Source organism: Pseudomonas sp. Bout1 (assembly GCF_034314165.1).
Classification (GTDB): Bacteria; Pseudomonadota; Gammaproteobacteria; order Pseudomonadales; family Pseudomonadaceae; genus Aquipseudomonas.
Window position 1 is genome coordinate 5,168,544 of sequence record NZ_JAVIWK010000001.1, and the last position, 13,158, is coordinate 5,181,701.

Genomic DNA, 13,158 nt, shown 5'->3' on the forward strand with positions numbered 1-13,158 from the left:
TGAAGCCTGCGCCGTAGCATCTACGGGCACAACGGTCCTGCTTTTACTACAACGCCGGTTACACGCCGCTTTGCAGCAGCATGCTACGTACGTGACCAATGGCCTTAGTCGGGTTCAGGCCTTTTGGACATACGTTGACGCAGTTCATGATCCCGCGGCAGCGGAATACGCTGAACGGGTCATCCAGCGAAGCCAGACGCTCGGCAGTCTTGGTGTCACGGCTGTCTGCCAGGAAGCGGTACGCTTGCAGCAGGGCAGCTGGGCCCAGGAACTTGTCGGGGTTCCACCAGAAGGACGGGCAGGAGGTCGAGCAGCAAGCGCACAGGATGCACTCGTACAGACCGTCCAGCTTCTCGCGCTCTTCTGGAGTCTGAAGACGCTCGATGGCCGGGGCCGGAGTGTCGTTCAGCAGGAATGGCTTAACCTTTTCGTATTGCTTGTAGAAGATGCTCATATCGACGACCAGGTCACGGATAACCGGCAAACCTGGCAGTGGACGAACGATCAGCTTGTTGCCTTTAACCACGGCAGACAGCGGCGTGATGCACGCCAGGCCGTTTTTGCCGTTGATGTTCATGCCGTCGGAACCGCAAACACCCTCGCGGCAAGAGCGACGATAGGAGAAACCTTCGTCCTGCTCTTTAACCAGGGCCAGTACGTCCAGCACCATCAGGTCTTTACCACCGGTATTGACCTGGAATTCCTGCATGAACGGCGCGGCGTCCTGATCAGGGTTGTAGCGATAAACACTGACTTTCAACATATCGGCCACCCTTAATAAGTCCGAATCATTGGTTCAAACGTAGGGACTGTTTTTGGCGAGAAGTTCACGGCACGTTTAGCTACGCGCTTGTCACCCGGGAAGTACAGGGTGTGGCACAGCCAGTTAACGTCGTCGCGTTCTTCGAAGTCTTCACGGGCGTGGGCGCCGCGGGACTCTTTGCGAACTTCTGCAGCGATGGCAGTTGCTTCAGCCACTTCCAGCAGGTTTTGCAGCTCAAGGGCTTCGATACGAGCGGTGTTGAACGCCTGGCTCTTATCGTTGATCTTGACGTTGGCGATGCGCGTGCGCAGGTCAGCCAGTTGGGCGATACCTTTTTGCATGTATTCGCCGGTACGGAACACACCGAAGTAGTTCTGCATGCAGCTTTGCAGTTCTTTGCGCAGGGAGGCAACGTCTTCGCCGTCGGTACGCGAGTTCAGGCCATCCAGACGTGCCAGGGCAGCGTCGATGTCGGACTGGCGTGGACGAGCGTAATCAACGCCTTCCTTCAAGGTCTGTTCCAGGAACAGGCCGGCGGCACGACCGAACACCACCAGGTCGAGCAGCGAGTTGCCGCCCAGACGGTTGGCACCGTGAACCGATACGCACGCCACTTCGCCTACTGCGAACAGACCAGGGATGATCTGGTCGACGCCGTCGGCGTCCTGGGTGATCGCCTGGCCATGAATGTTGGTGGCAACGCCGCCCATCATATAGTGGCAAGTTGGGACAACCGGGATCGGCGCAACAGCCGGGTCAACGTGAGCAAAGGTCTTGGACAATTCCATGATGCCTGGCAGACGGCTGTGCAGCACTTCTTCACCGAGGTGATCGAGCTTGAGCATCACGTGGTCGCCATCAGGACCACAGCCGTTACCGGCGATGATCTCTTTAACCATGGAACGGGCCACAACGTCACGACCGGCAAGGTCTTTGGCGTTCGGAGCATAACGTTCCATGAAACGCTCGCCGTTCTTGTTGATCAGGTAACCACCTTCACCACGGCAACCTTCTGTAACCAGTACACCGGCGCCGGCGATGCCGGTCGGGTGGAACTGCCACATTTCGATGTCCTGTACCGGGACGCCTGCACGCAGGGCCATGCCGATACCGTCACCGGTGTTGATCAGGGCGTTGGTAGTAGACGAGTAGATACGGCCTGCACCGCCGGTCGCCAATACCGTGGCGTTAGCCCGCACGTAAGAGGTTTCGCCGGTTTCGATGCAGATAACGATCATGCCTACAAAGGCACCGTCTTCGTTCTTCACCAGGTCGACACCATAGTATTCATTGAGGAATACGGTGCCGGCCTTCAGGTTGGCCTGGTACAGGGTGTGCAACAGCGCGTGACCGGTACGGTCAGCTGCGGCGCAAGTACGAGCGGCCTGGCCACCCTTGCCGAAGTCTTTGGACTGGCCGCCGAACGGACGCTGATAGATGCGACCCTGCTCGGTACGGGAGAACGGCAGACCCATGTGTTCCAGCTCGAAGACCGCTTCCGGGCCTACGGAGCACATGTATTCGATAGCGTCCTGGTCACCGATATAGTCGGAACCCTTGACGGTATCGTACATGTGCCAGCGCCAATCATCGTTTGGATCGGCAGAGGCGATGGCGCAGGTAATGCCACCCTGGGCCGAAACGGTGTGGGAACGGGTCGGGAACACCTTGGTGATCACGGCAGTCTTGTGACCGCCCTGGGCCAGTTGCAGCGCAGCGCGCATGCCGGCACCGCCGCCGCCAATGATGATGGCGTCGAATGAAAGCGTATTAACTGTGTTAGCCATGAATCAGATACCCCAAAGAATCTGCACACCCCAGACGAAGTAAGCGAACATCGCAACGCCGCATACCGCCTGGAAGAGAAACCGTACTGCTGTCGCGGACTTGCCCAGCGCCATTGGCGTGAGGTAGTCGGTCGCGATGGTCCACATGCCAACCCAGGCGTGAGCGCCCAGGGCTACAAGGGCCAGCAGACTGAAAATGCGCATCCCGTTGTGAGCGAACAGGCCGTGCCATTGGGCGTAGCCAATGCCAGGGTTCGCCGCGAGGTACCCGATCAGGAAAATGAAATAAGCCGCGAGAACAACCGCAGACACACGTTGCGCCATCCAGTCATAGAGGCCCGAACGCGACAGGTTCGTAACGCTGGTTACCATATCCAAACTCCCGCCAGAACGATCAGCACCACGGAAATGGCGATGACGATTTTCGAGCCCAGCTTGCCGCCTTCCAGCGTCTCACCGATACCCATGTCCATGATCAAGTGGCGAATACCGGCCACAAGGTGATAAAGCAGAGCGGACAGGAGGCCCCAGGCGACGAATTTGGCCAGCGGACTGGTCAAGCATGCCTTCACCTCGGCGTACCCTTCTTCCGAACCCAGGGATTTGCTCAATGCATAAAGCATGATGCCCAGGCCAAGAAACAGGATGATGCCGGATACACGGTGCAGGAATGACGTTACGCCGGTGATGGGGAGTTTGATGGTCCTTAGGTCTAGGTTTACAGGTCGTTGGCTATTCACGGCTTTTTTTCACACTGAAGAGCCCCTAACAATCAGGGCAAAGTTGTTGGGGAGTGCACTGGTCAGGTAACCACCACCCAGGGAGTGCGACCCCCATCAAAACGGGCCCAAAAGCCCCTGGCGGTCGGAGGCCGAGTATAGACAGTTAGGCAACTAATGACAACGCGCACTCCTCACCCTAATAGCGCATTGCGCTGGCGGCATAAAAGGCGTAAATGGCAGGTAATTTCGAGGAAAAAGTACGGTTAAAGCCTTCTGGAGCAAGACTTTAGGCAAATTGACATCTGAATTTATCTCACTATAGTGGTGCGGGCCCTGCGTGGGGGGTCTGTCTGATGATTTGAAGCATAAATAGGAGGCCACATGGCTGACAAAAAAGCGCAGTTGATCATCGAGGGCGCAGCCCCCGTCGAGCTGCCCATTTTAACCGGCACCGTTGGTCCCGATGTTATCGACGTACGGGGCCTGACGGCCACGGGCCGTTTTACCTTCGACCCAGGCTTCATGTCGACCGCCTCATGCGAGTCGAAGATCACCTATATCGACGGTGATAACGGTATTTTGCTGCATCGCGGCTACCCGATCGAACAGCTTGCTGAACAGTCGGACTACCTGGAAACCTGCTACCTGCTGCTTAATGGCGAATTGCCAACAGCTGAGCAAAAGGCCCAGTTTGTCAGCACCGTGAAGAACCACACCATGGTTCACGAGCAGTTGAAGACCTTCTTCAACGGCTTCCGTCGCGACGCCCACCCGATGGCCGTCATGTGCGGCGTAGTCGGCGCCCTGTCGGCCTTCTATCACGACTCCCTGGACATCAATAACCCGCAGCATCGCGAAATTTCCGCGATCCGCCTGGTTGCCAAGATGCCTACCCTGGCCGCAATGGTTTACAAGTACTCCATGGGTCAACCCATGATGTACCCGCGCAACGACCTGACGTACGCGGAAAACTTCCTGCACATGATGTTCAACACCCCGTGCGAGATCAAACCGATCAGCCCGGTACTGGCCGCGGCGATGGACAAGATCTTCATCCTCCACGCCGACCACGAACAGAACGCCTCGACGTCTACCGTACGTCTGGCAGGTTCGTCGGGTGCCAACCCGTTCGCGTGTATCGCCGCCGGTATCGCCGCACTGTGGGGCCCTGCCCACGGCGGTGCGAACGAAGCCGTATTGACCATGCTCGATGAAATCGGCGATGTCTCGAACATCGACAAGTTCATCGCCAAGGCCAAGGACAAGAACGATCCGTTCAAGTTGATGGGCTTCGGTCACCGGGTCTACAAGAACCGCGACCCGCGCGCTACCGTGATGAAAAAGACCTGCGACGAAGTGTTGAAGGAACTGGGCATCAAGAACGATCCGCAACTCGAACTGGCCATGCGCCTGGAAGAGATCGCCCTGACCGACCCGTACTTCATCGAACGCTCGCTGTACCCGAACGTCGACTTCTACTCGGGGATCATCCTCAAGGCGATCGGCATTCCAACCAGCATGTTCACCGTGATCTTCGCCCTGGCGCGGACCGTGGGCTGGATCTCCCACTGGAAAGAAATGCTCTCCAGCCCGTACAAGATTGGCCGCCCGCGCCAGCTGTACACCGGCTACGAGTCGCGTGACATTACCAAGCTGGAAGACCGCAAGTAAGCAGTTAGCTGCCTGGTTGCACTGAAAACGGCCTCCCTGGTGGAGGCCGTTTTTATTTGTGCCAGATTTGTGCCGAGGAGCTTTGTAGTGAGGGGGCTTGCCCCCCGCTGGAGTGCGTAGCGCTCCCAGGATTTTGGGGCCGCTTCGCAGCCCAGCGGGGGACAAGCCCCCTCACCACAGCAAGCCCCCTCACCACAGCAAGCCCCCTCACCACAAACAAGCCCCCTCAACACAGAAGCCCACCAGGCAGGCAATCAGCCATAAAAAATGCCCCAGTCTCTCGACCGGGGCATTTTTGTCAGTGCAGCTTATACAGCTATCTCGATACAACCCTTAGTGAGAAACCGCCCCACTTGCGCCCAACCCCGTTTGCGAACGCACAAACTGCGGGAAGTACAGCGCACGTTCCTTCTCTGCCGCCGCCGACTTGTCGGTGATGGAGAAGAACCAGATACCGACGAACGCAATGATCATCGAGAACAGCGCCGGGTATTCGTAAGGGAAAATCGCCTTCTCATGGTGCAGGATCGAGACCCAGATGGTTGGACCAAGGATCATCAGGCCAACGGCACTGACCAAGCCCAACCAGCCACCAATCATTGCGCCGCGGGTGGTGAGGTTTTTCCAGTACATGGAAAGCAGCAGCACCGGGAAGTTACAGCTGGCGGCAATGGAGAACGCCAGGCCGACCATGAACGCGATGTTCTGGCTTTCAAACAGGATACCCAGACCAATGGCCAGCACTGCCAGGGCGATAGTGGTGATCTTCGATACACGAATCTCATCCTTCTCGTTGGCCTTGCCTTTCTTGATCACGCTGGCGTACAGGTCATGGGACACCGCCGAAGCACCCGCCAGGGTCAAACCGGCAACCACTGCCAGGATGGTGGCAAACGCCACGGCCGAGATGAAGCCCAGGAAGATACTGCCGCCCACCGCGTTGGCCAGGTGCACCGCCGCCATGTTGTTACCGCCGAGCAAGGCACCTGCAGCATCCTTGAACGCCGGGTTGGTGCTGACCAGCAGGATCGCGCCGAAGCCGATGATGAAGGTCAAAATGTAGAAGTAGCCGATGAAGCCAGTGGCATACAGCACGCTCTTGCGAGCTTCTTTCGCGTCACTCACGGTGAAGAAGCGCATCAGGATGTGCGGCAGGCCGGCGGTACCGAACATCAGTGCCAGGCCGAGGGAGAACGCCGAAATCGGGTCTTTTACCAGGCCGCCCGGGCTCATGATCGCTTCACCTTTAGGGTGAACCTTGATCGCCTCGGCAAAAAGCATGTTGAAGTCGAAGTTGACGTGCTTCATCACCATCAGCGCCATGAACGAGGCACCGGACAGCAGCAGAACCGCCTTGATGATCTGCACCCAGGTGGTCGCCAGCATGCCGCCGAACAACACATAGAGGCACATCAGGATGCCTACCAGGATTACCGCAACGTGGTAATCAAGGCCGAACAGCAGTTGGATCAGCTTGCCCGCGCCGACCATCTGCGCGATCAGGTAGAACGCCACCACCACCAAAGAGCCACAGGCCGACAGGCTGCGGATCTGGGTTTGCCCCAGGCGGTAGGACGCCACATCGGCAAACGTATATTTGCCCAGGTTGCGCAGGCGCTCGGCGATCAGGAACAGAATGATCGGCCAGCCCACCAGGAAGCCGATCGAGTAGATCAGGCCGTCGTAGCCGGAGGTGAACACCAGCGCAGAAATCCCCAGGAAGGACGCTGCCGACATGTAGTCGCCGGCAATCGCCAAACCGTTCTGGAACCCGGTGATCTTGCCGCCAGCCGCGTAGTAGTCGGCCGCCGACTTGTTGCGCTTGGACGCCCAGTAAGTAATGCACAAGGTCGCGCCGACGAAAGCCACGAACATCAGGATCGCTGCAATATTCAGCGGTTGTTTATGCACTTCGCCGGTCAATGCTTCCGCCGCCCAAACAGCGGGTGCAAAGACCGAAGCACCGAGTACAGCCAATAGACGACGGATCATTGCGCAGCCTCCTTGAGAATCGCATTGTTCAGGTCGTCAAATTCGCCGTTGGCGCGTCGTACGTAGATTGCGGTAAGGATAAAGGCTGAAACAATCAGCCCGACCCCAATCGGGATTCCCCAGGTAATAGACGAACCGGGGCTGATCTTGGCCCCCAGTATTTGTGGCCCATAGGCAATCAGAAGAATGAAAGCGGAGTAAAGCCCTAGCATGATCGCCGAGAGAATCCAGGCGAACTTTTCTCTTTTACTGACCAGCTCCTTGAAACGCGGGCTGTTTTGAATCGAGAGGTAAATGCTGTCGTTCATTGTTTTTATCCTCGCAGCACAGCTTTTTATTATTGGAACATATCCACTGTATGCGGCTGAGGAACAGGTTCCAGACGACCTTAGTAGTAGAAGGAGTGTAGCGAGGGATATTGAAGGCGCAGGAATAACTGCGGGGGCAAAATAATGTGGGAGCCGGGCTTGCCCGCGATGGGATCACCTCAATACATCAGGTGCACCGAGGCGTCTGCATTGCAGGCAAGCCAGCTCCTACAAGAGACTTACTTAGCGGTCCACTCGGCGACACGCTCAGGGTGCTTGGCCACCCAGTCCTTGGCCGCTGCTTCAGGTTTGGCGCCTTCTTGAATCGCCAACATCACTTCGCCGATTTCATCCTTGGAGGCCCATTGGAATTTCTTCAGGAACGCCACGACTTCCGGGGCTTTCTTTTCCAGGCCTTTGCTGCCGATGCTGTTGACGGTCTCAGCAGCACCATAAATTCCTTTTGGGTCGTCCAGGAAACGCAGTTTCCACTTGGCGAACATCCAGTGTGGCACCCAACCGGTGACCGCAATGGATTCCTGTTTGTCTTCGGCACGGGTCAGCTCGGCGATCATTGCCGCGCCCGAACTGGCTTGCAGCTTGTAGTCCAGGCCATAGGCCTTGATCGCTTCGTCGGTCTTGAGCATCACGCCTGAACCGGCGTCGATGCCGACGATTTTATTCTTGAAGGTGGTATCGGTCTTGAGGTCTTCGATGGATTTGGCTTTCACGTACTCAGGCACGATCAGGCCAATCTTGGCGTCCTTGAAGTTGGGCCCGTAGTCGACCACCTTGTCCTTATTTTTGGTCCAGTATTCACCGTGGGTCACCGGCAGCCAGGCGGAGAGCATGGCGTCGAGTTTGCCGGTGGCCACGCCTTGCCACATGATCCCGGTGGCCACCGCTTGCAGTTTCACGTCATAACCGAGCTTTTGCTTGATCACTTCTGCCGCAACAAAGGTGGTGGCAACGCTGTCCGACCAGCCATCCACATAGCCGATGCTCAGGGTTTTGCTGTCGGCGCTGGCCAGTGTGGAGCTCATCGCAACTACCAGCGTGGCAGCTGCGCCCAAGAGTCGTCGCATCTTCATAGTGCTTCCCCGAAAGTGCTGCGCCCGGCGGATGCCGAGCGACGTCAACCTGTTGTTATGTGGTGCACCGCGCCCCCTTCACGCGCATCGATCATGCGGGCGCCTCATCAGTGGAGTGCTGACACTTCGATAATCAACCTGCTGCCACAAGCGACCTGCTCTGACTGCGACCTCAGGTAAGCAAGAAACGACATCACATCGCCAGCAGGCCGATTTGTAGGAGATTGACCGACGATCCCGCCCGAACTTTGCATGTCAAAATTATGCGGCCCCACTGGGACGGCACAAATCCGGGTAAGATGCGCGCCTTTGCCCCCAGACGGCCTGATCATGCCCGCGACTGCACGCTTCCCGCTCCTGCCCTATTTATTTGCCCTGATCCTCGGTGTGCTGGCCCTTGGCGGCTACTGGTATGGCCTTGGCCAACCGGTGGTGCTGCCGGACGTGGCCAGCGCCAGCCACAAGCTGCAATGTGCGTCCTATACGCCGTTCGACAAAGACCAATCGCCGTTCGACCAACCGTTCACACTGCGCCCCGAGCGCATGGACGCCGACCTCGCGTTGCTGGCCACCCGTTTTGAATGCATTCGCACCTACTCCCAGACCGGCCTTGAAAACCTGCCGGAACTGGCGCGCAAACACGGCCTGAAACTGATGAGCGGCGCGTGGGTCAGCAGTGACCCGGTGGCCACGGCCAAGGAAGTCGATGCACTGATCGCTTCGGCCAACGCCAACCCCGACGTCGTCACCTCGGTGATCGTGGGTAACGAAACCCTGTTGCGCAAGGAAGTCACCGCGGCGCAGTTGGTCAAGTTGATCCAGCAGGTCAAAAGCCAGATCAAGCAACCAGTCACCTACGCCGATGTGTGGGAGTTCTGGCTGCAACATCCGGAAATCGCCCCGGCGGTGGATTTCCTGACCATACACTTGCTGCCTTACTGGGAAGATGACCCTTCGGGCATCGACCAGGCACTCAAGCATGTGGGCGACGTGCGCCAGACCTTCGGCAACAAGTTCGCCCCCAAGGACGTGATGATCGGCGAGACCGGCTGGCCGAGCGAAGGCCGCCAGCGGGAAACCGCGGTGCCGAGCCGGGTCAACGAAGCGAAATTCATGCGCGGGTTCGTGGCCATGGCTGAGGCCAATGGCTGGCACTACAACCTGATTGAAGCGTTTGACCAGCCCTGGAAACGCGCCAGCGAAGGTGCGGTGGGGGGTTACTGGGGTTTGTTTGATGCAGATCGCCAAGACAAGGGCGTGCTGGCCGGCCCGGTGACCAATGTGCCGTACTGGCCGCTTTGGCTGGGGGTTGGCGGGATTATCCTGCTGGGCACCCTGGCCCTGGGTGGCCGCGTGCGCAGCACCCGTGCAGCGTTGTTGTTGCCCTTGCTGGGCGCAGTGGCAGCCTGCTCGATCGGCACCTGGGCCGAACTGAACCGGGTAACGGCGCGTTTCACCGATGAGTGGGTGTGGGCCGGATTGCTGGTGGCCCTGAACCTCGCCGTCCTGGCCCACGCCGCGCTGGCCTTGAGTGCACGGGAAGGTTGGCGTGAACGTGCCTTCAATTGGCTTGAGCAGCGCGCCGGCTGGCTTGTGGCAATCGCCGGGTTTGCCGGTGCCGTGATGATGCTGGCGCTGGTGTTTGACCCGCGTTATCGCAGCTTCCCGAGTGCCGCGCTGGTGCTGCCGGCGCTGGTGTACCTGGTGCGTCCGGTGAGCGGGCTGCGGCGGGAGATCGCGCTGCTGGCGTTCATCATCGGTGCCGGCATTGCGCCGCAGCTGTATCGCGAAGGGTTGATGAACCAGCAGGCGTGGGGTTGGGCGGTAGTGAGCCTGCTCATGGTTGCAGCGTTGTGGCGTTGCCTGCGGGTGCGCAAGGCTTAAGCCCGCTATCGCAGGCAAGCCAGCTCCCACATTTGAACTGTGAACACGGTCAAATGTGGGAGCTGGCTTGCCTGCGATGAGGCCCTGTCAGGCTGCCCGAGGCGCCCTGACCAACCGCAGCCCCGCAATCACCACCGCAAACACCGCAAAGGTCGTGTTGTACAACGCCAACGCCGGAAACCCGAACACCAGCGCCAACACCGCCAACCCCCACCCGACGCGTCCCGGCACAAAAAACGCCAGCACCGATGCCACCAATGCCGCCCAGCCCATCACCTTGAAGTGAATCATCAATCCCAGGTTGGAACGCACCTGGCATTCCCAGCGGCTGGCTTCGTCAGCACAGATGCCCACCCAACGGCCGTCTTCCATGAATCCATAACGCGCACCATAACTGGCGGCCAGCCAAAGCGGCAGGGCAATAAGCAACAGCATCAGCGAAAAACGGCGGGACATGGGGCACTCCGATAGACGAAAACGGCGCCCAGCTTAATCCCCCGGCAGCCGTTGGCAAGGCTTGGCAACAGATAAGTATTCATTGGAGCGTGCCAAAGTGTATCGTCTGGCTACTATTACCCCGATTCCGACGTTTTTTCCGACTTTTAGTGCCGAGGGCTGGCACTTCGGCAGCAACGCGGTGGTCATAGCCTGCGAACTCCATTCAGCACGTTTTCCTCTTAGGGATTTAGTCATGCTCCGTTCCTTGCGCTGTGCGGCCCTGTTGGGCAGCCTTTTTCTAAGTGCGTCAGCACTGGCGGTCGATATCGACCAGGCCAGCTATGGCTACCCTTTGACCAACCCGTTTGAAGCAACCATCGCCACCACCCCGCCGAACCTGCGGCCGGAACTGCCGTCGGACGATGAAATCAATCAGTCCGACTACACCCTGACGATGCGCCCCGAGCGCGAGTTCAGCCTGCCCGACAACTTCTGGGCCGTGAAGAAACTCACCTACCGCATCGCCAAGCAAGACCGCGCCGCGCCACTGATCTTCCTGATCGCCGGCACCGGCGCACGCTTTGACAGCACCATCAACGAATACCTGAAAAAGCTCTACTACAAGGCTGGTTACCACGTCGTCCAGCTGTCGTCCCCCACCAGCTTCGACTTTATCGCCGCCGCCTCGCGCTTCGCCACCCCCGGCATCAGCCAGGAAGACGCCGAAGACATGTACCGCGTGATGCAGGCCGTACGTGCGCAAAACCCGACGCTGCCCGTGACCGACTTCTACCTCACCGGCTACAGCCTCGGCGCCCTGGACGCAGCTTTCGTCAGCAAGCTGGACGAAACCCGTCGCAGCTTCAACTTCAAGAAAGTCCTGCTGCTGAACCCGCCGGTCAACCTCTACACCTCCATCACCAACCTCGACAAGCTGGTACAGACCGAGGTCAAGGGCATCAACAACAGCACCACCTTTTATGAGCTGGTGCTGAACAAGCTGACCCGCTACTTCCAGCAAAAGGGCTACATCGACCTCAACGATGCCCTGCTCTATGACTTCCAGAATTCCAAGGAACACCTGACCAACGAACAGATGGCGATGCTGATCGGTACCTCGTTCCGCTTCTCGGCGGCCGACATTGCCTTCACTTCAGACCTGATCAACCGTCGCGGCCTGATCATCCCGCCCAAGTACCCGATCAGCGAAGGCACCAGCCTCACGCCATTCCTCAAGCGTGCGCTGCAGTGCGACTTCGACTGCTACCTCACCGAACAGGTGATCCCGATGTGGCGCGCCCGTTCCGACGGCGGCAGCCTGTTGCAACTGGTCGACCAGGTCAGCCTGTATGCCCTCAAGGACTACCTGCACGACAGCCCGAAAATCGCCGTCATGCACAACGCCGACGACGTGATCCTGGGCCCGGGCGACCTTGGCTTCCTGCGTAAAACCTTCGGCGATCGCTTGACCGTCTACCCCCTGGGCGGCCATTGCGGCAACCTCAACTACCGCGTCAACGCCGACGCCATGCTGGAGTTCTTCCGTGGCTAAATATCTTTTGCTGCTCGCCGCCCTGATGTGCGCGGGCGTGGCCAATGCCGACAACAGCAAGGCCCACACACCAACCGTGGTCGACTCCGATGGCTTCAAGGAACCCCTGAGCCACCTCAAGTTCAACCCCGGCCTGGACCAGCGTGAGTTCGAGCGTTCGTCGGTCAACGCCCTGAACGTCTACGACCCGTTGGAGTCGTGGAACCGCCGGGTCTACCACTTCAACTACCGCTTCGACCAGTGGGTGTTCCTGCCGGTGGTGGACGGTTACCGCTACGTCACCCCGAGCTTTCTGCGCACCGGCGTCAGCAACTTCTTCAACAACCTGGGGGATGTGCCCAACCTGTTGAACAGCCTGCTGCAGCTCAAGGGCCATCGCTCCCTGGAAACCACCGGGCGCCTGCTGCTCAACACCACACTCGGCATCGCCGGCCTGTGGGACCCGGCCACCGCCATGGGCCTGCCGCGCCAGAGCGAAGACTTCGGCCAGACCCTGGGCTTCTACGGTGTACCGGGCGGTGCCTACCTGGTGCTGCCGCTGTTTGGTCCCTCGAACCTGCGAGACACTACGGGCCTGCTGGTGGACTACGGTGCCGAGACCGAGGTCAACTTCCTGAACGTGTCCAAGGTCAGCGAAAACCACCCGGAAATCTGGGCCCTGCGCGCTGTCGACAGGCGCTACCAGACCAGCTTCCGCTACGGCCAGATGAACTCGCCGTTCGAGTATGAAAAGGTGCGCTACGTGTACACCGAGGCGCGCAAGTTGCAGATCGCCGAGTAGCCTTAATCTCTCGAAAAGCAAGGCCATCCGAATGATCGAATGGCCTTTTTTGTTGCCTTCGGAAACCTCATTAAACGACGCGATAACTAACGCACCAGCACGGTGGCGGGAGGGACCTCAAAACTGTAGGCTTCGGACCAGCGAACCCCCCTCCGCCAATCAACGAGGT

At 58.8% G+C, this 13,158-nt stretch carries 12 protein-coding genes; 4 read left to right on the forward strand and 8 right to left on the reverse strand.

All coding sequences use genetic code 11. The features are described 5' to 3' along the window. Nucleotides 1–58: 58 nt before the first annotated feature. Genes RGV33_RS23780 through sdhC form a run of 4 tightly spaced genes read right to left on the reverse strand, consistent with a single transcriptional unit; the run spans nucleotide 59 to nucleotide 3,290 of the window. Complete coding sequence (locus RGV33_RS23780; protein WP_076015224.1) at nucleotides 59–763, reverse strand: succinate dehydrogenase iron-sulfur subunit; 705 nt, start codon at nucleotides 761–763, stop codon at nucleotides 59–61. Between the two features lie 11 nt (nucleotides 764–774). Then, nucleotides 775–2,550 (reverse strand): succinate dehydrogenase flavoprotein subunit, encoded by a 1,776-nt coding sequence (gene sdhA / locus RGV33_RS23785; RefSeq protein ID WP_322146482.1) that lies wholly within the window; start codon nucleotides 2,548–2,550, stop codon nucleotides 775–777. A gap of 3 nt (nucleotides 2,551–2,553) precedes the next feature. Continuing rightward, nucleotides 2,554–2,922, reverse strand: a complete 369-nt coding sequence (gene sdhD / locus RGV33_RS23790; RefSeq protein ID WP_003210573.1) for a succinate dehydrogenase, hydrophobic membrane anchor protein — start codon at nucleotides 2,920–2,922, stop codon at nucleotides 2,554–2,556. After that, nucleotides 2,916–3,290, reverse strand: a complete 375-nt coding sequence (gene sdhC, locus RGV33_RS23795; protein WP_008433998.1) for a succinate dehydrogenase, cytochrome b556 subunit — start codon at nucleotides 3,288–3,290, stop codon at nucleotides 2,916–2,918. The genes sdhD and sdhC overlap by 7 nt, the downstream gene beginning before the upstream one ends. Before the next feature lie 363 nt (nucleotides 3,291–3,653). On the opposite strand from sdhC, the gene gltA reads away from it, so the two are divergent. Further along, on the forward strand, nucleotides 3,654–4,943 hold the full coding sequence (gltA, locus tag RGV33_RS23800) for a citrate synthase (RefSeq protein ID WP_003210575.1): 1,290 nt from the start codon (nucleotides 3,654–3,656) through the stop codon (nucleotides 4,941–4,943). Between the two features lie 333 nt (nucleotides 4,944–5,276). On the opposite strand, the gene RGV33_RS23805 is transcribed toward gltA, so the two are convergent. The 3 genes from RGV33_RS23805 to RGV33_RS23815 form a co-directional block, all read right to left on the reverse strand. Next, nucleotides 5,277–6,935: a cation acetate symporter gene (locus tag RGV33_RS23805; RefSeq protein WP_322146491.1), complete on the reverse strand. Its 1,659-nt coding sequence runs from the start codon at nucleotides 6,933–6,935 to the stop codon at nucleotides 5,277–5,279. Continuing rightward, nucleotides 6,932–7,243 carry a DUF485 domain-containing protein gene (locus RGV33_RS23810; protein ID WP_322146493.1) on the reverse strand — a complete coding sequence of 104 codons (312 nt, stop codon included), beginning with the start codon at nucleotides 7,241–7,243 and terminating at the stop codon, nucleotides 6,932–6,934. The genes RGV33_RS23805 and RGV33_RS23810 overlap by 4 nt, the downstream gene beginning before the upstream one ends. 239 nt (nucleotides 7,244–7,482) lie before the next feature. After that, nucleotides 7,483–8,334, reverse strand: a complete 852-nt coding sequence (locus tag RGV33_RS23815) for a glycine betaine ABC transporter substrate-binding protein (protein ID WP_088426805.1) — start codon at nucleotides 8,332–8,334, stop codon at nucleotides 7,483–7,485. A 330-nt stretch (nucleotides 8,335–8,664) separates the two neighbouring features. Between RGV33_RS23815 and RGV33_RS23820 the strand changes: the two genes are divergently transcribed. After that, nucleotides 8,665–10,218 (forward strand): glycosyl hydrolase family 17 protein, encoded by a 1,554-nt coding sequence (locus RGV33_RS23820; RefSeq protein ID WP_322146495.1) that lies wholly within the window; start codon nucleotides 8,665–8,667, stop codon nucleotides 10,216–10,218. Between the two features lie 87 nt (nucleotides 10,219–10,305). Here the strand turns inward: RGV33_RS23820 and RGV33_RS23825 are convergent, their stop codons facing one another. Beyond that, nucleotides 10,306–10,674, reverse strand: a complete 369-nt coding sequence (locus tag RGV33_RS23825) for a hypothetical protein (RefSeq protein ID WP_322146497.1) — start codon at nucleotides 10,672–10,674, stop codon at nucleotides 10,306–10,308. A 235-nt stretch (nucleotides 10,675–10,909) separates the two neighbouring features. Between RGV33_RS23825 and RGV33_RS23830 the strand changes: the two genes are divergently transcribed. Together RGV33_RS23830 and RGV33_RS23835 are read left to right on the forward strand one after the other, a co-directional pair. After that, nucleotides 10,910–12,208: a serine protein kinase PrkA gene (locus tag RGV33_RS23830; RefSeq protein WP_010166231.1), complete on the forward strand. Its 1,299-nt coding sequence runs from the start codon at nucleotides 10,910–10,912 to the stop codon at nucleotides 12,206–12,208. Continuing rightward, entirely contained in the window at nucleotides 12,201–12,989 is a 789-nt protein-coding gene (locus RGV33_RS23835) for a VacJ family lipoprotein (protein WP_322146500.1), read from the forward strand. Before RGV33_RS23830 ends, RGV33_RS23835 begins: the two co-directional genes overlap by 8 nt. Nucleotides 12,990–13,158 lie beyond the last annotated feature (169 nt).

Bases quoted from the DNA above. Each gene is read 5' to 3' on its own strand.
- RGV33_RS23805 (WP_322146491.1), bottom strand. From the start codon at position 6,935: ATGATCCGTCGTCTATTGGCTGTACTCGGTGCTTCGGTCTTTGCACCC.
- RGV33_RS23815 (WP_088426805.1), bottom strand. From the start codon at position 8,334: ATGAAGATGCGACGACTCTTGGGCGCAGCTGCCACGCTGGTAGTTGCG.
- gltA (WP_003210575.1), top strand. From the start codon at position 3,654: ATGGCTGACAAAAAAGCGCAGTTGATCATCGAGGGCGCAGCCCCCGTC.
- RGV33_RS23825 (WP_322146497.1), bottom strand. From the start codon at position 10,674: ATGTCCCGCCGTTTTTCGCTGATGCTGTTGCTTATTGCCCTGCCGCTT.
- sdhD (WP_003210573.1), bottom strand. From the start codon at position 2,922: ATGGTAACCAGCGTTACGAACCTGTCGCGTTCGGGCCTCTATGACTGG.
- sdhA (WP_322146482.1), bottom strand. From the start codon at position 2,550: ATGGCTAACACAGTTAATACGCTTTCATTCGACGCCATCATCATTGGC.
- RGV33_RS23830 (WP_010166231.1), top strand. From the start codon at position 10,910: ATGCTCCGTTCCTTGCGCTGTGCGGCCCTGTTGGGCAGCCTTTTTCTA.
- RGV33_RS23820 (WP_322146495.1), top strand. From the start codon at position 8,665: ATGCCCGCGACTGCACGCTTCCCGCTCCTGCCCTATTTATTTGCCCTG.
- RGV33_RS23780 (WP_076015224.1), bottom strand. From the start codon at position 763: ATGTTGAAAGTCAGTGTTTATCGCTACAACCCTGATCAGGACGCCGCG.
- RGV33_RS23810 (WP_322146493.1), bottom strand. From the start codon at position 7,243: ATGAACGACAGCATTTACCTCTCGATTCAAAACAGCCCGCGTTTCAAG.